Source organism: Gordonia sp. LMA167 (genome assembly GCF_058130025.1).
This window is the reverse complement of the sequence record NZ_CM176708.1, coordinates 4,340,785-4,364,951: the sequence shown is the minus strand read 5'-3', so window position 1 is coordinate 4,364,951 and position 24,167 is coordinate 4,340,785. Positions and strand designations below refer to the sequence as shown.

28 protein-coding genes are annotated in these 24,167 nt (G+C 66.4%); 9 read left to right on the top strand and 19 right to left on the bottom strand.

Features of this window, described 5'->3' with window-relative positions; translation table 11 throughout:
- The first annotated feature begins 21 nt into the window (after positions 1-21).
- Positions 22-705, top strand: coding sequence for a CPBP family intramembrane glutamic endopeptidase (locus ACVT6V_RS19895; RefSeq protein WP_489900904.1), 684 nt, complete (start codon positions 22-24; stop codon positions 703-705).
- Between the two features lie 163 nt (positions 706-868).
- Here ACVT6V_RS19895 and upp read toward each other — a convergent pair whose 3' ends face one another.
- The 4 genes from upp to ACVT6V_RS19875 form a co-directional block, all read right to left on the bottom strand.
- Positions 869-1,498, bottom strand: a complete 630-nt coding sequence (gene upp, locus ACVT6V_RS19890; protein WP_489895776.1) for a uracil phosphoribosyltransferase — start codon at positions 1,496-1,498, stop codon at positions 869-871.
- 22 nt (positions 1,499-1,520) lie between these two features.
- Positions 1,521-2,783: a URC4/urg3 family protein gene (locus ACVT6V_RS19885; protein ID WP_489895774.1), complete on the bottom strand. Its 1,263-nt coding sequence runs from the start codon at positions 2,781-2,783 to the stop codon at positions 1,521-1,523.
- Positions 2,780-4,057 carry a GTP cyclohydrolase II gene (locus ACVT6V_RS19880; RefSeq protein ID WP_489895772.1) on the bottom strand — a complete coding sequence of 426 codons (1,278 nt, stop codon included), beginning with the start codon at positions 4,055-4,057 and terminating at the stop codon, positions 2,780-2,782. The genes ACVT6V_RS19885 and ACVT6V_RS19880 overlap by 4 nt, the downstream gene beginning before the upstream one ends.
- Positions 4,058-4,187: 130 nt before the next feature.
- Positions 4,188-4,778 carry a class I SAM-dependent DNA methyltransferase gene (locus ACVT6V_RS19875; protein WP_489895770.1) on the bottom strand — a complete coding sequence of 197 codons (591 nt, stop codon included), beginning with the start codon at positions 4,776-4,778 and terminating at the stop codon, positions 4,188-4,190.
- A 47-nt stretch (positions 4,779-4,825) separates the two neighbouring features.
- Between ACVT6V_RS19875 and bluB the strand changes: the two genes are divergently transcribed.
- On the top strand, positions 4,826-5,512 hold the full coding sequence (bluB, locus tag ACVT6V_RS19870) for a 5,6-dimethylbenzimidazole synthase (RefSeq protein ID WP_489895768.1): 687 nt from the start codon (positions 4,826-4,828) through the stop codon (positions 5,510-5,512).
- A complete protein-coding gene (locus ACVT6V_RS19865) occupies positions 5,509-6,051 on the top strand; it encodes a dihydrofolate reductase family protein (protein WP_489895766.1) in 543 nt (180 codons plus the stop codon). Before bluB ends, ACVT6V_RS19865 begins: the two co-directional genes overlap by 4 nt.
- A 78-nt stretch (positions 6,052-6,129) precedes the next feature.
- Here the strand turns inward: ACVT6V_RS19865 and katG are convergent, their stop codons facing one another.
- The 5 genes from katG to ACVT6V_RS19840 all read right to left on the bottom strand — a co-directional run bounded on the left by katG (position 6,130) and on the right by ACVT6V_RS19840 (position 11,043).
- Positions 6,130-8,358: a catalase/peroxidase HPI gene (gene katG, locus ACVT6V_RS19860; RefSeq protein WP_489895764.1), complete on the bottom strand. Its 2,229-nt coding sequence runs from the start codon at positions 8,356-8,358 to the stop codon at positions 6,130-6,132.
- A gap of 31 nt (positions 8,359-8,389) precedes the next feature.
- Positions 8,390-8,833 (bottom strand): Fur family transcriptional regulator, encoded by a 444-nt coding sequence (locus ACVT6V_RS19855; RefSeq protein ID WP_489895762.1) that lies wholly within the window; start codon positions 8,831-8,833, stop codon positions 8,390-8,392.
- A gap of 79 nt (positions 8,834-8,912) precedes the next feature.
- On the bottom strand, positions 8,913-9,125 hold the full coding sequence (locus ACVT6V_RS19850; protein WP_489895760.1) for a dodecin: 213 nt from the start codon (positions 9,123-9,125) through the stop codon (positions 8,913-8,915).
- 85 nt (positions 9,126-9,210) lie between these two features.
- Positions 9,211-10,107, bottom strand: a complete 897-nt coding sequence (locus tag ACVT6V_RS19845) for an MBL fold metallo-hydrolase (RefSeq protein ID WP_489895758.1) — start codon at positions 10,105-10,107, stop codon at positions 9,211-9,213.
- A 102-nt stretch (positions 10,108-10,209) separates the two neighbouring features.
- Positions 10,210-11,043, bottom strand: coding sequence for a serine hydrolase (locus tag ACVT6V_RS19840; RefSeq protein ID WP_489895756.1), 834 nt, complete (start codon positions 11,041-11,043; stop codon positions 10,210-10,212).
- A 161-nt stretch (positions 11,044-11,204) separates the two neighbouring features.
- On the opposite strand from ACVT6V_RS19840, the gene ACVT6V_RS19835 reads away from it, so the two are divergent.
- A complete protein-coding gene (locus tag ACVT6V_RS19835; RefSeq protein WP_489895754.1) occupies positions 11,205-12,101 on the top strand; it encodes a hypothetical protein in 897 nt (298 codons plus the stop codon).
- Positions 12,102-12,112: 11 nt separating this feature from the next.
- Here ACVT6V_RS19835 and ACVT6V_RS19830 read toward each other — a convergent pair whose 3' ends face one another.
- Positions 12,113-12,706 (bottom strand): FKBP-type peptidyl-prolyl cis-trans isomerase, encoded by a 594-nt coding sequence (locus ACVT6V_RS19830; protein WP_489895752.1) that lies wholly within the window; start codon positions 12,704-12,706, stop codon positions 12,113-12,115.
- A gap of 114 nt (positions 12,707-12,820) precedes the next feature.
- Here ACVT6V_RS19830 and ACVT6V_RS19825 point away from each other — a divergent pair, with 114 nt between their 5' ends.
- A complete protein-coding gene (locus ACVT6V_RS19825; protein ID WP_489895750.1) occupies positions 12,821-13,258 on the top strand; it encodes a VOC family protein in 438 nt (145 codons plus the stop codon).
- A gap of 458 nt (positions 13,259-13,716) precedes the next feature.
- Here the strand turns inward: ACVT6V_RS19825 and ACVT6V_RS19820 are convergent, their stop codons facing one another.
- Entirely contained in the window at positions 13,717-14,271 is a 555-nt protein-coding gene (locus tag ACVT6V_RS19820; protein WP_489895748.1) for a DUF4334 domain-containing protein, read from the bottom strand.
- A 48-nt stretch (positions 14,272-14,319) separates the two neighbouring features.
- Positions 14,320-16,029 (bottom strand): dihydroxy-acid dehydratase, encoded by a 1,710-nt coding sequence (ilvD, locus tag ACVT6V_RS19815; RefSeq protein WP_489895746.1) that lies wholly within the window; start codon positions 16,027-16,029, stop codon positions 14,320-14,322.
- A 153-nt stretch (positions 16,030-16,182) separates the two neighbouring features.
- Here ilvD and ACVT6V_RS19810 point away from each other — a divergent pair, with 153 nt between their 5' ends.
- A complete protein-coding gene (locus ACVT6V_RS19810) occupies positions 16,183-16,353 on the top strand; it encodes a hypothetical protein (RefSeq protein WP_489895744.1) in 171 nt (56 codons plus the stop codon).
- Here the strand turns inward: ACVT6V_RS19810 and ACVT6V_RS19805 are convergent.
- Entirely contained in the window at positions 16,343-17,470 is a 1,128-nt protein-coding gene (locus ACVT6V_RS19805; RefSeq protein WP_489895742.1) for a carboxylate-amine ligase, read from the bottom strand. The two genes, ACVT6V_RS19810 and ACVT6V_RS19805, sit on opposite strands and share 11 nt — an antisense overlap.
- Before the next feature lie 67 nt (positions 17,471-17,537).
- Between ACVT6V_RS19805 and ACVT6V_RS19800 the strand changes: the two genes are divergently transcribed.
- The 3 genes from ACVT6V_RS19800 (at position 17,538) to ACVT6V_RS19790 (ending at position 19,433) form a co-directional block, all read left to right on the top strand.
- Positions 17,538-17,966, top strand: a complete 429-nt coding sequence (locus ACVT6V_RS19800; protein WP_489895740.1) for a type II toxin-antitoxin system Rv0910 family toxin — start codon at positions 17,538-17,540, stop codon at positions 17,964-17,966.
- Positions 17,963-18,910, top strand: coding sequence for an NAD(P)H-dependent flavin oxidoreductase (locus ACVT6V_RS19795; RefSeq protein ID WP_489895738.1), 948 nt, complete (start codon positions 17,963-17,965; stop codon positions 18,908-18,910). The genes ACVT6V_RS19800 and ACVT6V_RS19795 overlap by 4 nt, the downstream gene beginning before the upstream one ends.
- A 67-nt stretch (positions 18,911-18,977) precedes the next feature.
- Complete coding sequence (locus ACVT6V_RS19790) at positions 18,978-19,433, top strand: nitroreductase/quinone reductase family protein (RefSeq protein WP_489895736.1); 456 nt, start codon at positions 18,978-18,980, stop codon at positions 19,431-19,433.
- 6 nt (positions 19,434-19,439) lie between these two features.
- On the opposite strand, the gene ACVT6V_RS19785 is transcribed toward ACVT6V_RS19790, so the two are convergent.
- From ACVT6V_RS19785 to ACVT6V_RS19760, 6 genes are all read right to left on the bottom strand, one after another.
- Positions 19,440-20,162: a potassium channel family protein gene (locus ACVT6V_RS19785; protein WP_489895734.1), complete on the bottom strand. Its 723-nt coding sequence runs from the start codon at positions 20,160-20,162 to the stop codon at positions 19,440-19,442.
- 80 nt (positions 20,163-20,242) lie between these two features.
- A complete protein-coding gene (locus tag ACVT6V_RS19780; RefSeq protein WP_489895732.1) occupies positions 20,243-20,521 on the bottom strand; it encodes a YrhK family protein in 279 nt (92 codons plus the stop codon).
- A gap of 61 nt (positions 20,522-20,582) precedes the next feature.
- Positions 20,583-20,903, bottom strand: coding sequence for a hypothetical protein (locus ACVT6V_RS19775; RefSeq protein ID WP_489895730.1), 321 nt, complete (start codon positions 20,901-20,903; stop codon positions 20,583-20,585).
- Between the two features lie 99 nt (positions 20,904-21,002).
- Complete coding sequence (locus tag ACVT6V_RS19770) at positions 21,003-22,679, bottom strand: cation:proton antiporter (protein ID WP_489895728.1); 1,677 nt, start codon at positions 22,677-22,679, stop codon at positions 21,003-21,005.
- Positions 22,680-22,746: 67 nt separating this feature from the next.
- Entirely contained in the window at positions 22,747-23,517 is a 771-nt protein-coding gene (locus tag ACVT6V_RS19765) for a CPBP family intramembrane glutamic endopeptidase (RefSeq protein ID WP_489895726.1), read from the bottom strand.
- Positions 23,518-23,625: 108 nt separating this feature from the next.
- A complete protein-coding gene (locus tag ACVT6V_RS19760; RefSeq protein ID WP_489895724.1) occupies positions 23,626-24,138 on the bottom strand; it encodes a flavodoxin domain-containing protein in 513 nt (170 codons plus the stop codon).
- Positions 24,139-24,167 lie beyond the last annotated feature (29 nt).

The window sequence follows — 24,167 nt, the reverse complement described above, 5'->3', positions numbered from 1 at the left end:
CCGACCCGCGCACGCTCGATCATGTTGCTCGTCGGTGTCGTCGCGACCCTGGTGGCCACGAATTTCCTCGCCCACTTCGCCGGCCACTGGGCATCGATGGTGGCCGTCCCGGCGGCGGCGGTCGTGGTGGCGATCGGAGCGCGGCTCGCCGGTATGCAATGGCGGGAGATGGGTCTGAGCCGCACCGAACTCCGCGCCGGCGTGCCCTACGCCGTGGCAGCCGTCGTGGTCGTGTTCGCCATCGTGTCGGTGGCTGTGGCGGTTCCATTCACCCGGCAGTTCTTTCTGTCCGATCGCTACGACAGCGCAGCCGACGCAGTCCTGGCGGGACTCGTGCTGATCCCCATCCAAACCGTGCTCCCCGAGGAACTGCTGTTCCGTGGGGTGCTGCAGGGCGCGCTGGGCCGGTTGTTCGACGTGCGATGGACCCTGGGTCTGGGGGCATTCGCCTTCGGTCTGTGGCATGTCAATTCGTCGCTGGGCCTGACGGCCGGCAACGAGGGGTTGGCCGGATTCCTCGGGGCAGGCGTGGTCGGTCAGGTCGTCGGCATCGTCGGTGCGGTGATCGCGACGTCGGCCGCCGGACTCGTGCTGGGGTGGCTGCGGCATCGCACCACCAGCCTGCTGGCCCCGGTTGCGCTGCATTGGGCGCTCAACGCGATCGGGGCGATCGGGGCGGCGGTCGCCTGGCAGCTCCCGTCCTGACCGCGGTGGAACCCGATCTCGATCTCGATACAGTTCCTCGCTGCCGCTCGTCACTTACTCGATCAGCGAGAGGGGCCGGCTGCTGCCGCTGGTCACTTTCTCGGTCAGCGAAGGGGTTGGCTGCTGCCGCTGGTCACTTTCTCGGTCAGCGAGCGGTGGGCGATCAGGTGGTGCCGAAGATCCGGTCGCCGGCATCGCCGATGCCGGGGACGATGTAGCCGTTCTCGTCGAGTCCACGGTCGATGGCCGCGGTGAAGATCGGTACGTCGGGGTGTGCCCGATGCAGTGTCGCGACACCTTCGGGACACGTGAGAAGGCAGACGAACTTGATCGAGCGAGGCGCGTACTCTTTGATGCGGTCCACGGCCGCCACCGCCGAATGGCCGGTGGCGAGCATCGGATCCACGATCACCACATCACGTTCGGCGAGATCGCCCGGCATCTTGAAGTAGTATTCGACCGCGACTCGGGTCTTCGGGTCGCGGTAGAGACCGATATGGCCCACCCGTGCGCCGGGCACCACGGTCAGCATGCCGTCGACGATCCCGGTACCGGCCCGCAGGATCGAGGCGAAGACAACCTTCTTGCCGTCGATGACGTGTGCGGTCATCGTCTCCAACGGGGTCTCGATCGTCACCGGGTGCATCGGGACGTCGTGCAGGACGTCGTAGGCCATCAGCGTGGAGATCTCCGTGAGCAAACGGCGGAAATCGTTGGTGGAGGTTTCTTTTCGGCGCATCAGGGTGAGCTTGTGCTGCACCAGGGGGTGATCGATGAGAACTACGTCGTCCATGTCGGTGTCCTTTGTGCCGGTGTCAGAAGACCGTGCCGTCGCTGATGATGGTCAGTGGCGGTGATCCGTCGCGGAGTCGACCCGCCAGTTCGCGGCCCGCCGCCCAGGTACCGCCTTCGAGTACGCAGGCGAGGGGCAGTTCGTCGGCTCCCACGCCGAGCACGTCCCGGACGGCCACGGCGAGTTCGTCGATCAGGCCGAGGGTGAGGGCGCGCCACTCCACCACCAGCTCGTCACCCACGTGCAGGCTGCGTCGTGCGAGATCGGGATCACGCAACGTCAGGACGCCGGTGTCGATCAACAGACCGCCGTTGCGGTACTCCGGAAGCGCGGTCAGATCGTCGAGTCCGGTCACCTCGATTCCGGACCACGAGAACGGTTCCAGGAGCGAGTAGGTCAGCCACTGTGACAGCTTGTGAAACGGCATCCAGCCGGCGGTTTCGCCGGAGCCGGCGACGGCGTCGTGACGCCAACAGTCGCCGACCGGTTGGCCGCCGACCATGTTGTCGGACAACCAGATTCCGGACAACGTGGCGAGTAGCAGGCTAAGGATGTCATGGGCCCGGACCGCGTCCGTGTCCGAACCTCTGAGCGCGTCGTACAGGCGGCCGGGTCGGGCCGCGTCGCCGAAGACGTCCGGCTGCCGTGTGAGCGCGGTACCGAGACGATGCAGGAGTTCGACCCGCCCATCGAGTCCGACGAGACTGTTGTCCCCGTCGACCTGGAATGCGGACGCGAGTGAATCGGCAGACAACGCCTGCAGGCCGCCCGCATCCACCTGTTGCGGGTGGTCGGGATCGCTGGAGAACAACCCGTTGGAGAACGCGTGCCAACCGGCGACCGCCAGCCCTTCGGAGCGCCCGATGACGAGGTCGGTGTCCTGCTCGCGAAAACGCCAGGACGCGCCGGCGCCTGCGTCGAGCAGCACACTCACCACCGCGAGGTCGATGAGCGTGCGGGCCTGCTCGTCGGGATCGGTGGACAGTCGATCGCGCAGTGGCTCGATCCGGTCCACCCCGGCGGTTTCGAAATGCCGCCAGCGGCTGTGGAAGGGGATGTCCAGATCGGGGTAGCGCTCTCGGGTGACGGTGGCGACCGTGGCCGCCGCGGCCGCGAGCGCATCATCGTGAACGACGAACCACGCCGAGGAGCCCGCGCGGGCTCGGGCCAGCAGCTGCCCCGCCCGCTCCCGAATGGCGGTGGTGGTACGGAGTAGGTCGGCGGGATGTGCGGCGGCGGCCTCGATCCGCGTATCCGATGGGCTCGTGTTGGTCTGAACGCTCACGTGGTCAACCCCCGGCCCTTGACCTTGCCGAGCTCGACGGCGTCGGGCACCAGACCCGGGGTGAAGTAGCCGGCCGCCATCTTGGCGTCGATCTCGACCTGGGCATCTTCCGGGATGAGGTAGTCAGGGATGTTGACGCGCTCGCCGACCTCGATGCCCGAACCGGTGATCGCGTCGTATTTCATATTGCTCATCGACACCAGACGATGGATCTTGCGCACGCCGAGCCAATGCAGCACGTCGGGCATCAACTCCTGGAATCGCATGTCCTGAACGCCGGCAACGCATTCCGTGCGCGCGAAGTACTGAGCGGCGGTGTCGCCGCCTTCCTGGCGTTTGCGAGCGTTGTACACGAGGAACTTCGTCACCTCGCCGAGCGCGCGACCCTCTTTGCGGGAGTACGAGACCAACCCGACTCCACCTCGCTGTGCCCCGAGGATGCATTCTTCGATCGCATGCGTGAGGTAGGGACGGCACGTGCAGATGTCCGACCCGAACACGTCGGACCCGTTGCACTCGTCGTGGACCCGCGCGGTGAGTTCAACCAACGGGTTCGACAGATCTCGCGGAGCGCCGAAGATGTAGACGGTCTGGCCGCCGATCGGTGGCAGGAAGACCTCGAGATCGGAGCGGGTCACCAACTCCGGGTACATCCCACCGGTCTCCTCGAACAACACGCGCCGAAGCTCGCCTTCCGTGCATCCGAAGCGCGCCGCCACACCGGGCAGGTACCAGACGGGTTCGACCGCCGCTTTGGTGACCAGGGCCGCGCCGGAGTCCAGCAGATGGGTGCCGTCCGGACGCAGACGACCTTTCGCGATGGCATCGGCGATCTCCGGGAGCACGACGTGTGCCTTGGTGATCGCGATGGTGGGCCGGATGTCGCGTCCGGCGGCGAGCTCGTCGGCGAACGCCTGCGAGGTCATCGCACCCCATGGGTCCAGACTCACGATCGCCGCTGGATCGGACCACTGCGGATAGGGCCCGATGACATCGGTCGGCGCGGTGTTGGTCAGGTCGGCACGGTGATCGCGGGACAGCGCGCCGGATGCGACAGCCAGAGCGCGGTAGACGCTGTAGGACCCACTGTGCGTGCCGATGACATTGCGGTCGGCGCGGCGCGCCGTGGTGCCGACGACGGGTCCCCGCTCAGCGGGGGTGGCAGCACCCCACCGGATGGGCAGCGCGTCGGCGCCACCGCTGTGCGAGGTCAGACGGATATGTCGTCCGGGCTCGTCCGACGACAAGGGAGTCGTGCTCGGATCTGCGGTCATCGTCGCTCCTGTCCGTCCGAGCGACGTCGGCGTCGACTGCGGTCGCCCAATGGAAAGCGCCAGCATAGCGACATCGGGCAACGGTTGCTGGACGAGCGCGGTAACAGTTCGGGGCCCAGCGATCCGACGCTCACACCGCGCGTCGATGGACCGACACCGCGTAGTCGCCACCTGCATAGGCATCGCGCTGCCAGGTGGACCACCGTGCGATCAGCTCGCAGCCGTTGCGCTCGGCGTGCTCGTCGTAGGTCGCGAGCGGTAACCGGTGGCGGTTGACCTGGAAACCCGCGATCAGGAGTCCGGGTGGCTCGAGCCGGCCGCATATCTGGTCGATGACCGTGCCCTCGGTCCCGGGGTCGACGAAGATCATCACGTTACCGGCGAGTACTGCGGCGTCGAATCGTTCGTCGACGTGTGACGCCAGTTCGACCAGATCCCCGTGGATCCATGCAATCGACGGGTCCCGGTGCCGGGCGGTCGCCAACATCGGTTCGTCGGCGTCGACGCCCACCACATGAAAGCCCCGACGGTGCAGTTCGATCGCCACCCGGCCGGTCCCGCATCCGGCATCGAGAACCCGTTCGCCGCCGAACTCGCCCAGGAGTGAGTCGACGAGGTCGGCCTCGCCGTGGATGTTCTGACCGGTGGCCGCCAATCGTGCCCAGCGGGCGTCGTACTCTTCACCTCTGGGTGCGTCGGTGTCGTCCCAACGAGTGGCCACGGTTCATCGTGGCACAGTGCTTCTAGGTCAGAACAAGGGAGTTCTTGATGAACGTCTACGAGGCGATCGGCGCCCGTCGCGACGTCCGCAACGAGTTCAGCGGCGAGGTTGTCGACGAAGCACAACTGTGGCGGGTCCTCGACGCCGCGCACGCCGCGCCGAGCGTCGGCAACACCCAACCGTGGGATTTCGTCGTGGTGCAGGACCGCGACACCCTTTCGCGATTCGCGGGTCACGTCGCCGAGTGCCGGGAGGATTTCGCACGGTCCCTGCCGGCCGACCGCGCGGCGACCTTCGGGCCGATCGTTGTCGAGGGGATCGAGCAATCGGGCACCGGAATCGTGGTCACCTACGATTCGAGTCGTGGTGGCCGCCACATCCTGGGCCGGCACACCATCGACGAGACCGGGCGGTTGTCGGTCGGGTTGGCAATCGAGAACCTGTGGCTCGCGGCCACTGCCGAAGGACTCGGCGTCGGCTGGGTCTCCTTCTATCGGGATCGGTTTCTCCGCGATCTGGTGGGAGCTCCAGAGTCGGTCGAGGTGGTCGCGTGGCTGTGTCTGGGACCGGTGACCTGTCTGCAGACGGTTCCCGATCTGGAACGCTTCGGATGGCGCAGGCGCCGGCCCCTCGAGGATGCCGTTCATCGGGAGTCCTACGGCGCCGATGAGTTCCGCGCACCCCGCGAGTCAACCTCAGCAGTAACGACAACGAGGATGGGAAATCAACAATGATCGCCGTGCACGAGTTCATGTCACTGGATGGTGTCTACGAGAATCCATCGTGGACAGCACCTTTCGGATTCGATCCGGCGATGGGGGAGACCATCGGCGCCATTTGTGCGCGCTCGACGCGTATCATGCTGGGCCGAAACACGTTCGAGATGTTCGCGCCGGCCTGGTCGACGCGGACGGCCGACGACGATCCGGGTGCGCCGTTCTTCAACGACACCGAGAAGCTCGTGGTCACCAGCGGAACTCCCGCGGTCGAATGGGCCAACTCGACCGTGATCGGTGCCTATGACGCCGACACGATCCGTCGGGTTCGTGACGAGACCGACGGTGACATCTACATCTCGGGGAGCGGCACCCTCGTGCGGGCACTGCTCGCCGACGGTCTCGTCGACGAACTGCACCTGTTTGTCTATCCCGTCGTTCTCGGCACTGGTGAGCGGCTGTGGTCCGAGGCCGACGAACTGACCCTGTCTTTGCAGGGCACCGACGTGTACAGCAACGGTGTGCTGCACCTGAACTATGGACCGGCGGGCGGCTGACCCGGCATTCGACACCGAGGGCGCCCTCCTGTCATGGCAGGAGGGCGCCCTCGTCGATCAGTCGATCGCCAACCCGGATCAGATGTCGAAACGGTCCAGGTTCATCACCTTGTCGAACGCCGCGACGAAGTCCTTGACGAACTTCTCCTGCGCGTCGTCCTCGGCGTAGACCTCGGCCAGCGCCCGTAGCTGCGAGTTCGAACCGAACACCAGGTCGGCGCGGCTGCCCGTCCACTTCTGTGTGCCGGACTCGCGGTCCTTGCCCACATAGGTGCCGTCATCGGCCGGCGAAGGCGTCCACTCGGTGCTCATATCCAGCACGTTGACGAAGAAGTCGTTGGTCAACTGTCCGGGCTTGTCGGTCAGCACCCCGAGCTGTGAGCCCTTGTAGTTGGTGCCCAGAACACGCAGACCGCCGACCAGTGCGGTCATCTCCGGGGCCGACAGGGTGAGCAGGTTGGCCTTGTCGAGGAGGCGGTATTCCGCCGGCAGTTCGCTCGCCTTGCCCTCGTAGTTCCGGAAGCCGTCGGCCTTCGGTTCCATGTGGGTGAAGGAGTCGACGTCGGTCATCTCCTGGGTGGCATCGGTGCGGCCCGGGGTGAACGGAACCGTCACCGCGACACCGGCATCCTTGGCCGCCTTCTCCACGCCGGCCACGCCGCCGAGGACCACGAGGTCGGCGAAGGACACCTTCGCGCCGGCCTCGGCGTTGAAGGACTCCTGGATCTGCTCGAGCTTCGCGACCACCTCGCCGAGCGCATCCGGCTCGTTGACCTCCCAGCCCGCCTGCGGCTGCAGGCGGATGCGACCGCCGTTGGCGCCGCCACGGAAGTCGCTGCCGCGGAACGACGATGCCGCCTTCCACGCCGTCGACACCAACTGCGACACCGTGAGACCCGATTCGAGCAGCTGCGCCTTCAGCGAGTCGACGTCGGCATCGGACAGGGCCGGGCCCTCCTGCGCGGGAACATTGTCCTGCCACAGGTAGGTTTCCGACGGTGCGAGCGGGCCGCGGTAGCGGATCGCCGGACCCATGTCGCGGTGCAGCAGCTTGAACCACGCCTTGGCGAACTCGTCGGCGAGTTCCTCGGGATGCTCGAGCCAACGTCGAGTGATCTTCTCGAATCCCGGATCGAACCGCATCGACAGGTCGGTGGTGAGCATCGACGGATGGGTGGTGCCCTCACCGTGGGCGTTCGGTACGGTGCCCGCACCGGCATCTTCCTTGGGCTTCCACTGGTTGGCGCCCGCCGGGCTCTTGGTGAGTTCCCACTCGTAGCCGTACAGGATTTCCAGGAAGCTGTTGTCCCACTTGGTCGGCGTGTTGGTCCACGTCACCTCGATACCGCTGGTGATCGCATCGGCGCCGACGCCGGTGCCCTGTGGGTTGACCCAGCCGAGTCCCATCAGCTCGATGGGCGCGGCCTCCGGCTCGGGGCCGACGAGCTCGGCGTCACCGTTGCCGTGGGTCTTGCCGAAGGTGTGACCGCCGACGATGAGCGCTGCGGTCTCCACGTCGTTCATCGCCATCCGGTTGAAGGTCTCCCGGATGTCGGTTGCCGCGGCCAGCGGATCCGGATTGCCGTTGGGCCCTTCCGGATTGACGTAGATCAGGCCCATCTGGACGGCGGCCAGAGGATTCTCCAGATCGCGTTCACCGCTGTAGCGGTTGTCGCCGAGCCACTCGGCCTCGGGGCCCCAGTAGACCTCTTCGGGCTCCCACTCGTCGACGCGGCCGAAAGCGAAACCGGCCGTCTTGAAGCCCATCGACTCCAGTGCCACGTTTCCAGCCAGGACGAGCAGGTCGGCCCACGAGACGGCCTTGCCGTACTTCTTCTTCACCGGCCACAGCAGACGACGGGCCTTGTCGAGGCTCGCGTTGTCGGGCCAGCTGTTCAGGGGAGCGAACCGCTGCATGCCCGAACCCGCGCCACCGCGACCGTCTTCGACGCGGTAGGTGCCGGCGGCATGCCAGGACATACGGATGAAGAGCGGGCCATAGTGGCCGAAGTCGGCGGGCCACCAGGACTGCGAGGCCGTCATGACATCGACGAGGTCGGCCTTGAGCGCGTCGACATCGAGGCCCCCGAGTGCCGCGTCGTAGTCGAAGTCGGCCCCCAACGGGTTGACCACATCCGGATTGTGTGCCAGCAGTTTGAGATTCAGCTGATTGGGCCACCAGTCACGGTTCCCGCCGCCCTCGACCGGCGGCTTGATCCGCATGGGGCATCCGCCCTCGGCGGGCTCGGTTTGCGCCTCGGCGATCGGCGGATGCTCAGTCGCCTGGGCGGGATTTTCCTCGGTCACGACAATCCTTTCGGAGTGATTCGGGCTGTGATCACGGGTGTGATCCCGAAGGGGGAGAGGCCGCGCACTCTGTGCAGAGACCCCAGTAGATGACCTCGGCCTCGTCGAGCACGAAACCTCGGTGGTCCGACGGTGTGAGGCAGGGAGCCTCCCCGACGGCGCAGTCGACGTCGCCGATGATCCCGCAGGACCGGCAGACGACGTGATGATGGTTGTCGCCGACACGTGATTCGTAACGGGCCACGTGGCCGGACGGTTGGATTCGACGCACCAAGCCGGCAGTGGTCAACGCACGCAGTACGTCGTAGACCGCTTGTCGGGAGACGTCGGGCAGTCCGGCACGGACCACCCCGACGATTGTCTCGGTGTCGGCGTGAGGATGTGCGCACACGGCGTCGAGAACGGCGACTCGCGGGCGAGTCACCCGCAGATCGGCATCGCGGAGTCGATCCGCATGATCCGAGTGTGATGGCACGCACACAATATGTCGCGTTTTCTGGACTCAGTCAAGACTTCGGACGGAATCCGCTCAGGCGATGCGTCATATCGGCCGGTCAATCCGATTCGATGCGGAACCCGACCTTCAGCGTGACCTGCATGTGGGCGATCGCGCCGTCCTCGATGTGGCCACGGGTGCTGACCACTTCGAACCACTCGACGTTCCGGGTGGTCGAGGTGACGCGCGCGATCGCGTTCGCGATCGCCTCATCGGTACCGTTCGGTGACGATCCGACGACTTCGATGACTCGATATGTGTGATCGCTCATGGTTTCGATACTCCCATGGACGTGAGACGGATTCGGCTGCTTTCCGCAGAACGACGGGCGCGGGGTGATCGACGCGCAACCGGCGTCAGCTGAGGGTGTAGGCGCCGGTCTCGGTCACCCTCACCTGGCCGTGCGCGATGAGTCGGTCGAGATGGAGTTCGGCGGTGCGGCGCTCGACCGCATCGGCGAACGGCAGGTCCACGTGCGGCCGGTAGACCAGGCGATGCGCCGCGATCTCGGGCAGGGTCCGCGGCCGGTCCAGGAACGACAACAGCCGATTCTCTCTGCGGTCGATGACGCCGACGTAATCATCGAGTCTGCGGCGCAGCTCGTCAGCGCCCTCGATGACCCCCTTCTGATGGAAGGTGCCGTACCACCGCGCGTCGATCTCGCGAACCCGGTCGATCGACCGCAGGTACGCCTCGACGCTGCTGCCGACGTCTCCGTACATCGGGCCGAACGAGGTGAGATCGATGTCGGCGATGTAGAAGAATCCTGTCGGTTCGACGAGAACGCCACAGTGGCCGGCGGTGTGGCCCGGCAGGTGGATGACCGTCGCCGTCACGTCGCCGAGCTCAAAAACGTGACCGCCGGTCACGCCCTCGGCGCCGGGAAATCCGGGAGGCAGGCCGAACTGATCGCCGATCTCATCGGCCACGGCCACCTTTTCCGCCGGAGTGAGGCCGTAGCCGTCGAGGAGCGCCTCGAGTGATCGGACTGCGTCGACGTCGGCGCCATGCGCGAAGGTCCGGGCTGTGAAATGCTTCAGGCCCGCGAGGTGGTCCTCGTGGGCGTGGCTGATCATCACCGCGTCGGCTCCGACGGGGTCGTGGTCGATCTCGAGGGACGGATCGATGACCAGGGTTGACTCGGACCCGTTGACCACCACAGTGTTTCCGTACGGGTAGGCGCCACCGTGGGCTGACGAGAGTACCGTCACCTGATCGAATCGGTCCGCTCGGAACTTCGGTGTAGCGGTCATGAGGTCTGGGTACACGTCCAGGTCATCGGTGTCAACGTTCGTCCGGGCCTGGGCCGGTGCGGGGACGGACCGCCGGCCCGGGGGATCGCGCGAACGGCGCGGTCAGGCCAGGAGGTCACGCGCGACATGCGACACCGTGACCTTGCCGTCGGCCTGGTTCCCTTGTCCGCGTAGAGAGTTCATGATCGCCACGACAAAACGCTGGTTTGTGCCGGCGAACCCGATGCTGTTCACCACGGACCCGCCCTGCTCGTCGGACCAACCATTCTTGTTCCCCGGCTGCAACCCGGCCGGCAGGTCCATGAGACCCCAGTGTTGGTTCGTCGCCACCCCACGCATCTCACGGACGAGGAGCTCGCGGTCGGCGGCCGGAAGGTCTGACAACACATACCTGACCAGGGCGGCGAGGTCACGGGGAGTGTCCTTCTGAAACCCCCAGTACGGATAGTAGGCGGAGAATCCGCGCGCAGGAGCGAGTCTCGTCATGCCGAACCGGGCGAAGTCTTTGTTGAACATCATGTGCCGCGGCCCCGAGTAGGCGTACCAGAGCCGATCGGCCGCGTCGTCGTCCGATGAATGCAACATCGCGTGCATGGCGTCGCGATCTGCCGCATCCAGGTGGATTGCGCCGCTTCGATTTCGTTCTAGCAGGTCGGTGGCCATCGCGAGTTTGATCGTGGAGGCCGTCCAAACCGGCGTGTCGGCGAAGTTGTTGACCAGTGTGAGCCCGGTCCGCCGGTCGGTGACCACGATGCCGACCGTGCCGGGGCGGGTCGCTGCATAGGCGTTCGCCGTGGCCAGTCGCGCCGGGAGGGCGACGGCGAGTGCGTCGTCACTCAGCGGCGCCGCCGCAGCGGTCGGAACCATCGGCAGCATGGCGACGGCGATTGAGGCGCCGAGGGCCAGGAGGCTTCGGCGGGTCCACGGTGCACGCATGAGTTGAGCCTAGGGCGTGTCTCGCAAATGCCCGCAAAGGGAATTGGGAGACACGCCGCAGCCACCGCGCCCGGCAACGGAGTGCGGCAGTGTGGGTACTGCCGCGGCCGTCCATGGGATACCGGTACACCGCCCGGCTTCGACCCGGTACAGATAGGGGTATGCCTGTGACGGATCTCGACGATGTGATCGACGAGTTGTATGGGTTCGCGCCCGGCGATTTTGTCCGCCGTCGGAACGAGTTCGCCAAGCAGGCCAAAGCCGACGGGCATCGCGAACTCGCGCAGCAGATCTCGGCGCTGCGTCGGCCGACCCAGTCGGCCTGGGCGGTCAATCAGTGGGCGCGGCGGGAGCCGGACGGTGTCGCGGCCATCCTCGATCTCGCAGCCGAACTGGTCGGCGCACAGCGCCGGTCGTCTGCAGATCGGCTGCGCGAACTGTCCGGTCGTCGTCAACGCCTTGTCGCCGACACCGTCGCCGAGATCACGCGCGCCGCGCAGACGATGCAGACGACGTTGTCAGACGGGGCGATCCGCGAGATCACGCAGACGCTGCGGGCCGCCATCGCCGATCCGGAGGTGGCCGATGACGTCCGTCGCGGTCGCCTCACCGCGGCAGCCGAGTACAGCGGATTCGGACCGGCCGGCGTCTTTGTCGTGCCCGAACCGGTTGACGTGCCCCCAGCCGAAGCGCGCGAGCATGCCACCGCGCAGGACGCCACCGACCACGACGACCGTCGCTCCGAACAGATCGCGGAAGCGGAGGCCTCGGTCGGCGAAGCGGCAAGAGTTGAAGGCGCGGCCCGCGAAGCGCTGGCGGCGCTCGACGACGCTCTCACGGAGTCCACCGCCCGCGCCGATGAACTCGGCGAACGCGCGGAGTCGCTCCGCGCCGAACTGGCCCGATGCGAGGACGAGCTCCGTTTTGCCCGCCGTGAGGTCGAGGTCCGTTCCGGTGAACAGCGTAGCGCGGCACGCACATGTGCCGAGGCCGCGGAGCGACTCGAGTCGGCGCGCCGCCGGCTCGCCGAGCTGTCTTCCGACGGCGGCGAGGGCTGAGTTCGGTGCGATCAGCTCTGCTGTGCGTCGAGGATCTTGATCGCGAACACCAATGTGTCGCCCTTTTCGATGCCGGCGTCGGGCTGGCCGTCGGGATAGCCGTCCGCCGAGGTCATGGCGACCGCGACGGTCGATCCCACCGTCTGCCCGGCAATGGCCTTCTGGAAGCCGGGCACGACGCCGTCGAGCGGGAAGTCGGCAGGGGTTCCGCGCTCATAACTGCTGTCGAAGACCTTGCCGTCTCGGCCGTTGACACCCATGTAGCACACGGACACGGTCGCGGTGTCCGCCACGACGGGGCCGCTGCCCTTCTGCAAGGTGTGGACCTCGGTCTCGGTGACGGAGAACGGGGTGGTGACGTCGACACGCGGCGCGGCCGAATCGGTCGATCCGGTGACCGCGATCTTGCCGGTGGCGCCGTCGAACTCCCATTCCGGATCGGTGGAATCGGTTGGTGCGGCGCTCGGACAGGTCGTGGACGCTGCGTTTGCCGACGTCGCGCCGTCCGCAGCGGTCGTCTCTGATGACGAATCGGTTGAACCGCATGCGGACAACGTCAAGGTGAGAACGACGGCCGACAGGAGAGCGCCACGACGGAGTTTCATGCCGACAACCTACCGAAGTCGGTGCGTCGCTCGACGGCGGACCGTGGTTGTCCTAGTTCGGTGCCACGATGGGATGACGCGAAGGTCAGGACAACATCATCGAGAGGGAAGCTGATGGCTCGGGAGATCCAGGTGACGTTCGACTGCGGCGACCCGGCGGCTCTGGCCGGGTTCTGGGCAGAGGTGCTCGACTACCGCATCCAGAGCCCACCGCCGGGATTTGATTCCTGGGACGCGGCACTGGACGCGATGGGGATTCCACCCGAGCGTCGCAATGACGCGTCGGCACTGGTCGATCCCGACGGCGCCGGTCCGCGGATATTCTTTCAGCGGGTACCGGAAGGCAAGGCCGCGAAGAATCGGGTGCACCTCGATGTCCGGGCCGCCCACGGATTGGCGGGGGACGAACGCATGGCCGCGCTGGAAACCACGTGTTCGGACCTGCTCGCCCTCGGCGCGAGCCGTGTCCGGCGACACGAGCCCGAACCGCCGCTCCAAGGTGGGCACATCGTCATGACCGATCCGGAGGGCAACGAATTCTGCCTCGACTGAGCGGGAATCAGCTGTTGGTGGGTGATGGTGCCGGAGTAGTGGCTGCGCCCTGCATTGGTGGGTGATGGTGCCGGAGAAGCGCCTGCGCCCTGCATTGGTGGGTGATGGTGCCGGAGAAGCGCCTGCCCCTTGCATTGGTGGGTGGGGGTGCCGGAGAAGCGCCTGGCCCCGATCCCTGAGGAGCCCCGGAGCGCTAGCGGAGGGGCGTCACGAAGGGCGCCCTTCGTGACGCTTCGCTCGTTCCTCGCGAGGCTCCTCAGGGATCGGTTGGAGGGTGGTGGTCCTCTGGGGCCTTCGCGAGCTGGCTCCTGAGGGACGGGTTGGAGGGTGGTGGTCCTCTGGGGCCTTCGCGAGCTGGCTCCTGAGGGACGGGTTGGAGGGTGGTGGTCCTCTGGGGCCTTCGCAGGCTCGCTCCTCAGGGACCGGTTAGACGAGCTCGGGACGGTGTCGGTGTCGTGTCAGCGCAGGGCGAGTGAATCGTTGCGCTCGAGGAGAAAGAAGTAGGGTCGGTCGATTCCCTTGAGGTCCATCGCGCCGATCACCACATCATCGGACAGTCGGTGGAACACATCGTTGATGGGTAATTGGTCATAGACCATCGTCGCCGTATCCGTCCCCCGAAACCGGGTGGTCCGCAGGCGGGCCTTCGATGTCCGGGTCTGGTAGAGCAGTCGCGATGAGGCGATCGCAGTGCCGAGGGAGAGTTTCTTCACCTGGGGCACCCGGTTGGCGAGTGGCACGCCGCCGAAGGCGAGCACAGGATTCATCGCCCACAAGGCGGACCCGTCGCGTGTGCGGAACAACAGCGGATGCACGGTTTCGGGATCGATGAACTGCTTGCCCCACCAGCCGCTGGCCGCCAGCAGTCCGTCGATCGGATGGTCGGTGGGCAGTTCCGCCCCGTGCCACGTGCCGATCATGAAATCCGGGTCGACGGCGTCGGAGGCGTCGAACAGATCGAGGGCCTCCGACGTCGTCGTCGGAACAGTCGGCATGATCTCCTGGAGGTTCATGACCATCAGGATACGTGCGATGTCACATGTCGCTGTCGGCGCGATCCGTCAGCGGCACACCGCACCCATCGACGCCGAGGTCACGAGTTTCGAGTACTTCGCCAGCACCCCGCGGGTGTAGCGAGGCGGCAACGGCGTGAACTCTGCTGCGCGCGAAGACAATTCGTCCTCGTCGACGAGCAGGTCGAGCGTCCCCGTGCCCACGTCGAGCCGAATGCGATCGCCGTCACGCACGAGCGCGATCGGCCCGCCGTCGACGGCCTCCGGGGCAACGTGGCCGACGCAGAGTCCGGTGGTTCCTCCGGAGAACCTGCCATCGGTCATCAGCAGGACGTCTTTGCCCAGGCCGGCGCCCTTGATGGCCCCGGTGATCGCTAGCATCTCCCGCATGCCAGGCCCACCTTTGGGTCCCTCGTAGCGGATGACGACGACATCCCCGGCGGTGATCGTGCCGTCTTCCAAAGCGTCCATAGCGGCGCGTTCACGGTCGAAAACCCTTGCCACACCTTCGAAGACATCGGAGTCGAAACCCGCCGACTTCACCACCGCCCCCTCCGGTGCCAGCGATCCACGCAGAATGGTGATCCCGCCCGTGGGGTGAATAGGGGAGGACGTGGCCCGCAGAACCAGACCATCCGGATCGGGGGGATCGATGTCGGCGAGGTTCTCCGCCACCGTCTTGCCGGTCACCGTGAGGCAGTCCCCGTGCAGGAGATCGGCGTCCAGCAACGCCTTCATGATCACCGGCACCCCGCCGATCCGGTCGACGTCGGTCATCACATGCTTGCCGAACGGTTTCACGTCGGCCAGATGCGGAACCCGCGATCCGATGCGGGAGAAGTCGTCCAGGGACAGCTCGACCTCGGCCTCATTGGCGATGGCGAGGAGATGCAGGACCGCATTGGTGGAGCCACCGAACGCCATCACCACCGCGATCGCGTTCTCGAAGGCCTCCCTGGTCATGATGTCGCGGGCGGTGATGCCCTTGCGCAGCAACTCGACCACCGCCTCTCCGCTCTCGCGTGCATACCGGTCGCGCCGTCGATCCGGTGCCGGCGGGGCGGCACTACCCGGGATCGACATGCCGAGCGCCTCGGCGGCGCTGGCCATGGTGTTCGCCGTGTACATCCCGCCACACGCGCCTTCGCCCGGGCAGATCGCGCGTTCGATGGTGTCGACGTCCTCGCGGCTCATGAGCCCGCGTGAGCATGCACCCACAGCCTCGAAGGCGTCGATGATCGTCACCTGACGCTCGGATCCGTCGGAGAGCGTGGCGTAGCCGGGCAGAGTGGATCCGGCATACAGGAACACCGATGCGAGGTCGAGTCGGGCCGCCGCCATGAGCATCCCGGGCAAGGACTTGTCGCAACCGGCGAGCAGCACCGAGCCGTCGAGGCGTTCGGCACTCATCACCGTCTCCACGCTGTCGGCGATCACCTCGCGCGACACGAGCGAGAAATGCATGCCCTCGTGACCCATCGAGATGCCGTCCGACACGGAGATCGTGCCGAACTCGAGCGGGTAGCCGGCACCCGCGTGAACGCCTTCTTTGGCCGCTTTCGCCAGGCGGTCCAGCGATAGGTTGCACGGGGTGATCTCGTTCCAGGACGACCCGATGCCGATCTGGGGTTTCACCCAGTCGTCATCGCCCATCCCGACGGCCCGGAGCATGCCGCGGGCCGCGGTCTTCTCCAGGCCGTCGGTGACGTCGCGACTACGGGGTTTGATGTCGATGTCGGTGCCGGTTCGGTTGGTCATGTCGGCCACGATAGAGCCGTCGGCCGCGCTGTGGCGCGATTGTGCGGCCCTGACGCCGAATCGGGACTACAGATCGGTCACCGCGACCGCCTGGACCGCCGACGACGCAGCGTCGAGTCCATCGCGGTGATCCGGCCGTCTGAGGTGAACGCGATGTCCATGACCGACGTCCCAGTAGGTGCGGAAAACTGCTTCGCGATGGGAGCGAGGACCATGATCGACCTCGCCGTACTGATCCTCACCTGCACCAACTCAGGTGTGAAATCGCCTCAACCAGCCGACGCGGCAGCAAACTGGCGTCTCGAGGGCATGATCACCTGGTGAATTCGGCGATGGCGGTCTCGACGATGTCGAGGCCGACGGCTCCCGCCGCGAACTGCGCGCGCTGGCGGGAGGCGCCGTTGCCGTGCGAGCGGACACGCGCGAGATACGTCTCCACGAGCGTACGGTCGCCGGCGAGGTCGAGCGCCGGAGTCAGGTCCTCGATGAGCGAGCCAACCAGGCTCTGCGTCGAAACCCGTTGCTGGGTGGACACATCGATCGCGTCGCCGTCGATACCGTCGTGTGCCGCCTTCCACAGCGCGGCGGACAGCACCTCGGCGTCGATGACCGGGGCGCTGACCCCCGCCGCGTCGTCGGACATGGCGGTGATGACCAGCGCACGCACGATCGCGGCCAGCCCGACCGCATCCTCTGCGTGCGGCTGCACATCGCCGACCCGGACCTCGATCGTCGGCAGATGATCGGAGGGGCGGATGTCCCAATAGACCATGTGGTCATCGAGAATCGCCCCGCTCGAGACGAGCATGTCGACCAGGGATTCGAAGTGCTTGCGCGAGCGCAGATGTGGCGGTGGGCCCGCGGCCGGCCAGCGCGACCACAAGATCGTCCGCCAGCTCGCATGTCCGCTGTCGGCATCCCGGTAGATCGCCGAATTCGCCGCCAACGCGAGCAGTATCGGCAACCGCCGGCGCAGGTGGTTGCTGACCGTGACCGCGATGTCGCGGTCGGGAACGCCCACGTGGACATGGCAACCGCTGATCCCCTGTTCGTGGGCGAGCATGCCGAAGCCCTCGCCGATTCGCCGATAACGCTCGGTATCGGTGATCGGGAGTTGATCGGGGACCGTCGGCGGTACGCCCACCGCGATGACACCGATCCCCACCTCGGCAGCTGCCTCCGCGACGACCGACCGAAGGCGCCGCAGCTCGGCGAGCACGTCGTGACTCGTGGAACATGTCGAGGTGGCGATCTCCACCTGGCATGACGTCAGCTCCAGATCGAGGTCGACACCGCGGCGGGAGGCCGCTGCGGCCACGTCCCGATTGCGGCCCACCGGGTGGCCGGTGGCGAGGTCGACCAAGATGAACTCCTCCTCCACGCCGACCGTCGGAACCGCGGACTGGGTATCGTCGGCGGACAACGGGTCGGCGGGATTCATCTGCACATCGTACGTTCGAGACACCGGGCAAGCGTTTTCGTGCAGACGCGACGAAGGGGAGGGCCTGATGGCCGGAGTGGATGTGGGTGTGGAGTCGGACATGACACCCGAAGCGGCATGGGCGCTGGCGTCAGACCTGAGCCGGTTCTCGGAATGGCTGACGATCTTCGGGGGCTGGAAAAGCGACCTTCCCGACGAGATCGGTCGGGGCACCGAGGTGTCGTCGGTGATCAAGGTCAAGGGTTTTCGCAACGTCATCCATTGGACGGTGACCCATTACGACGAACCGGACGCCATCGCACTGTCCGGGCATGGCCGCGGTGGCGTACGCATCGACCTGACGATGAAGGTGATCGCCGTCGACGACGGATCGCGCTTCGATCTGAGCGCCGAACTGCGTGGCGGTCTGCTGAACGGCCCGGTCGGCAGACTCGTCGCGCGGGTGATCGAGTCCGATGTGCGGGCGTCCGTCGACAATCTGGCTCGGATGGGATGAGGTCGGGGCCCACGATCGCCACAGCCTGGTCGCACGGGTTGGGATTGCGAACGCCCATCGTCAACGCCCCGATGGGCGGGGTCGCCGGGGGACACCTGGCCGCGGCCGTCTCGGGCGCCGGGGGACTCGGCATGATCGGGATGGGTAGCGCCGGCACCGCCGCCGCGTTGGCGCGTGAACTCACCGCACTCGGCGACGTGCGGCCCTTCGGCATCGGTCTGGTCGACTGGGTGTGCCGTGCCGCACCTGAGCTGCTCGACATGTCGATCGCGGCGCGCCCGACGCTGCTGTCGGTGAGTTTCGGCGACACCTTCGAATGGGTCGAGCCTGCGCACGCCGCCGGAATCCACACCGTCACCCAGGTCTGTTCCGCCGTCGAAGCGCAGCGAGCCCAGCACGCCGGCATCGATGTGGTGGTGGCTCGAGGCCTCGAGGGTGGCGGCCACGGCGATCCGCGCGAGCCTCGAGTACCGCTCCTCGACGCCGTGCTCGCCGCCGTCGACATCCCGGTCCTCGCGGCAGGCGGTATCGCCACCGGCCACGATGTCGCCGCCGCGCTCATGGCCGGGGCTGCCGGTGTCTGGGTGGGCACGACGTTGTCGGCATGTGTCGAGGCGTCCACCCCGGCGGTGGCCAAAGACCGATTACTTCGTGCCGTGCCCGAGGACACCGTGCTCACCCAGGGTTATGACCGCATAAACGAATGGCCATGGCCGCAGCGATTCCCCAGTCGGGTGTTGCGCAACAGGTTCACCGACCGCTGGTCACGCGACCTGCACGAGCGGGTGCTCGGTGATGCCGATCGTGCCGGCCTGCGTGACTGGGCGCCACCCGCGGTGGATGCCGGGATGGGGGTCGGCGCAATCGTCGCGGTCGAATCGGCGTCGGCCGTGATTGCGGGTATGACCGCTCAAGCTGCCCGCGTGATGGACAGCGGCGTGTGATCTCTCCATGATGTAGGCAGGTCTGTATCACTCCACGGCGACGCCAACGGGGATGGGAGACAATGACATGACTTTCTCGAATCCACGAGGAACCTACGGTGCCCGGCAGCCGCACGGCGCGGTGATGCGCTGGATGAACAAGATGATGGCCAAGCGTGCCGGCAAGTCCGGAAAGATGATGGGGATGCAGGTCCTCGCCCTGACGACCACCGGGCGTAAGAGCGGAGCGGAGCGCAGCACGCCGGTCGCATGGTTTCCCGGGCCCGGCGACACGCGCTACATCGTCGCGTCCGCTGCCGGTGCGGCAAACAATCCGGCCTGGTATCACAACATCGCCGCCCATCCCGATCAGGTGAGCATCGAGGTCGGCGGACAGAAGATCCACGTGCACGCCGAAGAACTCCAGAGCCCGGAACGAGAGCGGGTGTGGGCCGAGGTGGTGGCTGCCTCGAGCCGCTTCGGCGGTTACGAGACCAAGACCGATCGGACGATCCCCATCCTGGCGCTCACGCCCCGCGGGTGAGGGACGTCAGCGGGTGCTGACCGTCGTCGCCTCGACCTGCTCGGTCAGCCGGCCGACCTCCTGACGCAACTCTTCGATCTGCCGTGCGGTCGCTGCCTGCTGGGCGCTGTCCTCCTCGGCGACCTGTTCGACGATCCACGATGCGATGGTGGCTGTCACCACACCGATCAGACTGATGCCGCCGATCATCAGACCCGCCGCGATGAACCTGCCGGTCGTGGTCACCGGTGCGTAGTCGCCATAGCCGACGGTGGTGACCGTGGTCATCGACCACCACAGTGCCTCACCGAAGCTGTTGACCGTCGAGTCGGGTTGGCCGCGTTCGGCCTCCAACATCGCCAGCGACGCCACATAGATCAGAAGCGACGAGGTGACGACCGTGTACATCAACACCTTGCCGCGGATGGCGCCACCGACGGCTCGCTGCATGATCGTGACCATCGCCACCAGCCGGAGCAGGCGCAGCGGCCGGATCGCCGGAAGCACGACCACGGCGAACTCCACCAGATGGTGGAAGAACCAGTGAACCCGCCGTTCGGCGAGCACGAGACGCCCGAGGTAGTCGATGAGGAACAAGACCCAGGACGCGGCCATCGCGACCGCGCAGATGTGCTCGGCGGCTCCTGACAGGTCCATCAAGACCTGGCAGCTGTAGGCGATGAGGAAGGCGAGGGCCACCCCTGCCATCGGCCATTCGGTCCGGCGCTCCCATTGTTGCTGCGAAACCATTCGCCTCACCCTAATGGGATGGCGGCGGTGTCATGCGGTGAGGCGAATCGCGCACCTGCGCCCAGGACTCTGGTGGCGGCTCAGTAGTCGGTGTCGGAATCGGTGCTGAGCTGTCCGCCACGCACACGCCGGAGGTGGATTCGGCGAGCCAGGCGAATCGCAGGCCGGATCATCAGTTCGATACTGCCGAGCAGAAAAAGCCAGGTGCCCGCGGTGGTTGTCGACTCATTGAAGAACAACACGCTGCCGATGACGAACCAGGCGGCGATCAGGATGTCGTTGACGATGCTGATCACCTCCCAGCGGTGCCGGATGATCAGTTCGTCGTGGCCGATGGTGAAGGTGAGCTGATTGCTCATTGCGAAGGTGCGCCTCCTTGGTGGTTCGGATGGTCGATCATGTGCGATGACCACGGCATTCTCAGGTCGTGGCGCCGCGGACGCCTCGGAAGTACGTTCGTAGTCCGACGCCTGCAGCGGCGGCGCTGACACCGACGACCCCGCAGAACGCGGGCGAGTTCAGCCGGGATCGCTCCGCGTACAGCAGACCCGATGCCGCGGCCACGTTCATCGACGCCCAGACGAGGTTGCGTGCCGGGGACGAATCACCCACCCCGGGCGGGTCGGAGAACGGCGTCGGGAACGGTGTGCCGGCGATGCCGTGTGCGAGATGAGGCACCACGTTGGCGGCGATGGCGCCGGCCGCGGCGCCGACCAGATGATGCGTCCAACCGAGCTGCACTGCTGCCTCCGGGGTCTGGGATGCGTGGCGGGTCCTCACTCAGGTCTACCGAACCGGCAGGCCGTGTACCGGCCGGGGCGGTGGGAAACGTGGTCGTTCTCACTGGTCGGATGGTCCGCGATCCTCCGGGTCGGACTCGCCCCCGTCGCCGTCGACGAGCCGACTGAGTTCGTGGACGGTGGCCTCGGCCGCGAGCGAAAACGGTTCGAGCACGGTGTCGGCACCCGCGGCTCGCAGCTGCTCGGCATCCCGCGGGTGATGGGCGGTCATGACGACGTGACCGCGGTAGGCGTGGTGGTGCAACGCGTGCAGCAGGGCGAGGTTGGCGTCTGTCGCGGGAATGGTGCTGATGATGAACTTGGCTTGTCCCAAGGGCAGGGATTCCAGGAAGTGGAGGTCGGTCGCGGTGCCGTACACCGACGTGATGCCCGGCCGGGAATTGGCCGCAAGTCGGTGCGGGTCGAAGTCGACGGCGAGGATCCGGTGGCCGGCCGCACTGAACTCGTCCGCCAGGTGGCGACCGAACCTACCGAGTCCATAGAGAATCGCGTCGATCTCCTCATCGCTTTCCGACAGTTCGGTTCGCCGCGCCGCGGTGCGATCGAAGATGCTCAACACGCGCTCGAGTCGGCGATAGAGCTGATGGGAGAAAAGCATCAGGTAGGTCGACCCCGCGATGGTGATGAGGGCGACGACGGTGATGAGGCTGGCCGTGGTGTTCGAGATATGGCCCAACCCGAGACCCAACGCGGCGAGGATCAGCGAGAATTCGGATACCTGTGCCATGGGCAGACCGGTCATGAAGCCCACCTGGGGTGGATAGCGCTGCACAGCCATGAGCGCCATGACGATCAGGGGTTTACCGATCAGGACGACGATCGTGAAGACGGCAACTTCCAGGATGTGCCCGGAGGCGTCGGCGAAATCCAGTCCGGCGCCGAGGTCGAGAAAGAAGAACAGCAACAGGAAGTCGCGCAGGCTCACCAGCCGGGCGCCCAGCGCATCTCGATACGGTGTGGCCGCGAGCGACACCCCGGCGAGGAAGGCGCCCACTTCCGAGCTGAATCCGAGACTGTCGGTGGCGGCGGCCAGCGCGATCGCGTAGGCGACACCGAACAGCACGAGGAGTTCCTGGGATCGGGCGACCTGGTGCAGGAGCCAAGGGAGGACGAATCGCATCAGCAGGCCGATACCGACGAGCAGGGCTATCCCCTTGACGAAGACGAGGGCCACGCTGGCCGCCATCGTGTCGTCGGTGTCCTTGCCGAATGCGTTGATCGCGATCATGACCACCACGACGACCAGGTCCTGCACGATCAAGAGGCCGACGGCGATCCGTCCGTGGAGCTGTTCGATCTCGCGCGTATCAGACAAGAGTTTGACGATGATGATCGTCGACGAGAACGTCACGGCCAGCGCGATGTACATGGCGGCGATGGCACTCATGCCGAACGCGATCGCGAGGAGATACCCGATCGCGGCGGTGAGCAACACCTGGCCGAGGCCGGTGATCAGCGCGACCGGACCGGTGCTGCGGATCAGGTGCATGTCCAGTCGCAGGCCGACGAGGAACAACAGGATGGCGATGCCCAGACGGGCAAGGAGTTCGATCGTGTCGTCGGTGACCACCCACCCCGCGCCCGTCGGACCCAGCACGATGCCGACACCGATGAACGCGACGATCATCGGCTGGCGGAGTTTGGTCGCGAGCAACCCGGCGGCCGCCGCTATGGCCAGGATGACCGCTATCAGAGCGAAGTCGTGCAGTGCCACCACGGGCCAACTCTTCCGTCGGACAGGTCCTCGACCCACCAAATCTATCGCGTGATGGATCGGTCTTCGGTCAGGCGCGGGACGTGGGCACGCTCGAGGTCTCGGCGTCGATGCGGGCAGGGGCAGTCATACGCCACGCAGCGACCGCCGCGAAGATCCCGACGAACACGATCAGGGTCGCCGGCGGGTCGAATGTCGGCGCTTGGGGCTGCACAAATGTGGAGAAGTCCCACAGCCCGTGCAGCAGCATCGGGGCGAACAACGAGCCGGTGAGTCGGCGGGTCACATAGAAGATCGACCCCGACAGGGAGGCGGTCACCACCTGGACGACCGTCTGCAGGACAGGTGCGCCGAGGCCGATGTTGATGAGATGAAAAGACCCGAACAGTACGCTCGTCAAAATCCAGACCCAACGCTCGGACAACGTCGACCGCAAGCCGACCAGCAGGAGTCCGCGCGACATCATCTCCTCGGAGAACCCGACCCCGACGCCGAGTACGAGCGCCGCCACCAGGAAGTCGGTCCCGAGTTCGCCGAAGTCGGTGGCCGCCAGGTTCACCCCGAGCAGTACGAGCATCGCGATCGGCGCCACCCACGCCCAGCGCAAAGTGGTGCGGGAGGCTTCGAACAGTGCCGGACGCCACCAACCCAGCACTGTCGCGATCACCGCCATCAACAGCGAACCGACGGCCAGTGAGACCACGGCGCCGCGCCAGAGATTGTCCGCGGAGTCACCCCACTCGTCGTAGGGAACTCCCATCGCCACCTGCACGATGAACACGGTCACGGCGTAGAGCGCCCAGATCGCGATGCCGATCCAGACCTTCGGGGTGACGCGCACTGACGACCTGCCCTTCCTATCGACTGCCGACAAATCGCGCGGACCGACGGCTGACCGCTGTATCCCATGGCCCGAAACGGTCGTCTCGGGCTTTCCGGTCCGTCAAACCTAGCGCGTGGTTCCCGATGGGGCGTCGCCGGAAACCCCGGCCGCGATCTCGCGTGCCCAGCTCTCGATGTCGGCGAAGTCCCGGCCGTCGACGTCCGGGACCCGCAGTAGGGACGCGACCAAGCGCTCGCCGACGTTGAGTGCGGAGCGATCGAGTTTGCCGGGAAACGTGCGATGTTCGCGCGCCCACGGAGCAGTCACCGGCGACCTAGTCGACCGGGTGTCATCGCCGATCGGGCCGCTCGAGAACAGCCAGACCGGAATACCGAGCAGGTGGTACTCCTCGTTGTCGATGAGTTTGCGTGCGTCTGAGAGCCAGCGGCCGAAGTAGATCCCGCTGCCGATGATCGCCGCATCGTAGGCGCCCATGTCGTGCACCTGTGCGGCATCGACGACGTCGATGTCGGAATCGAGTCCACGGTTCGTCAACTCCGTGGACAGGACGGCGCCGATCCGGGCTCCTATCTCTCGTGTGGCACCATGCCTGCTGGCGGTGGCCACCAGTACTCGCATCTCGACTCCTGGCCTCGGCGACGCTCCAC

Bases quoted from the DNA above. Each gene is read 5' to 3' on its own strand.
- ACVT6V_RS19850 (WP_489895760.1), bottom strand. From the start codon at position 9,125: ATGAGCGATCACACATATCGAGTCATCGAAGTCGTCGGATCGTCACCG.
- ACVT6V_RS19780 (WP_489895732.1), bottom strand. From the start codon at position 20,521: ATGAGCAATCAGCTCACCTTCACCATCGGCCACGACGAACTGATCATC.
- ACVT6V_RS19865 (WP_489895766.1), top strand. From the start codon at position 5,509: ATGATCGCCGTGCACGAGTTCATGTCACTGGATGGTGTCTACGAGAAT.
- ACVT6V_RS19845 (WP_489895758.1), bottom strand. From the start codon at position 10,107: ATGACCGCTACACCGAAGTTCCGAGCGGACCGATTCGATCAGGTGACG.
- ACVT6V_RS19820 (WP_489895748.1), bottom strand. From the start codon at position 14,271: ATGAACCTCCAGGAGATCATGCCGACTGTTCCGACGACGACGTCGGAG.
- ACVT6V_RS19830 (WP_489895752.1), bottom strand. From the start codon at position 12,706: ATGAAACTCCGTCGTGGCGCTCTCCTGTCGGCCGTCGTTCTCACCTTG.
- ACVT6V_RS19805 (WP_489895742.1), bottom strand. From the start codon at position 17,470: ATGAATCCCGCCGACCCGTTGTCCGCCGACGATACCCAGTCCGCGGTT.
- ACVT6V_RS19785 (WP_489895734.1), bottom strand. From the start codon at position 20,162: ATGGTTTCGCAGCAACAATGGGAGCGCCGGACCGAATGGCCGATGGCA.
- ACVT6V_RS19840 (WP_489895756.1), bottom strand. From the start codon at position 11,043: ATGCGTGCACCGTGGACCCGCCGAAGCCTCCTGGCCCTCGGCGCCTCA.
- bluB (WP_489895768.1), top strand. From the start codon at position 4,826: ATGAACGTCTACGAGGCGATCGGCGCCCGTCGCGACGTCCGCAACGAG.
- ACVT6V_RS19800 (WP_489895740.1), top strand. From the start codon at position 17,538: ATGGCCGGAGTGGATGTGGGTGTGGAGTCGGACATGACACCCGAAGCG.
- ilvD (WP_489895746.1), bottom strand. From the start codon at position 16,029: ATGACCAACCGAACCGGCACCGACATCGACATCAAACCCCGTAGTCGC.
- ACVT6V_RS19795 (WP_489895738.1), top strand. From the start codon at position 17,963: ATGAGGTCGGGGCCCACGATCGCCACAGCCTGGTCGCACGGGTTGGGA.
- ACVT6V_RS19895 (WP_489900904.1), top strand. From the start codon at position 22: ATGTTGCTCGTCGGTGTCGTCGCGACCCTGGTGGCCACGAATTTCCTC.
- ACVT6V_RS19880 (WP_489895772.1), bottom strand. From the start codon at position 4,057: ATGACCGCAGATCCGAGCACGACTCCCTTGTCGTCGGACGAGCCCGGA.
- ACVT6V_RS19760 (WP_489895724.1), bottom strand. From the start codon at position 24,138: ATGCGAGTACTGGTGGCCACCGCCAGCAGGCATGGTGCCACACGAGAG.
- ACVT6V_RS19825 (WP_489895750.1), top strand. From the start codon at position 12,821: ATGGCTCGGGAGATCCAGGTGACGTTCGACTGCGGCGACCCGGCGGCT.
- upp (WP_489895776.1), bottom strand. From the start codon at position 1,498: ATGGACGACGTAGTTCTCATCGATCACCCCCTGGTGCAGCACAAGCTC.
- ACVT6V_RS19810 (WP_489895744.1), top strand. From the start codon at position 16,183: ATGTCCATGACCGACGTCCCAGTAGGTGCGGAAAACTGCTTCGCGATG.
- ACVT6V_RS19790 (WP_489895736.1), top strand. From the start codon at position 18,978: ATGACTTTCTCGAATCCACGAGGAACCTACGGTGCCCGGCAGCCGCAC.
- ACVT6V_RS19835 (WP_489895754.1), top strand. From the start codon at position 11,205: ATGCCTGTGACGGATCTCGACGATGTGATCGACGAGTTGTATGGGTTC.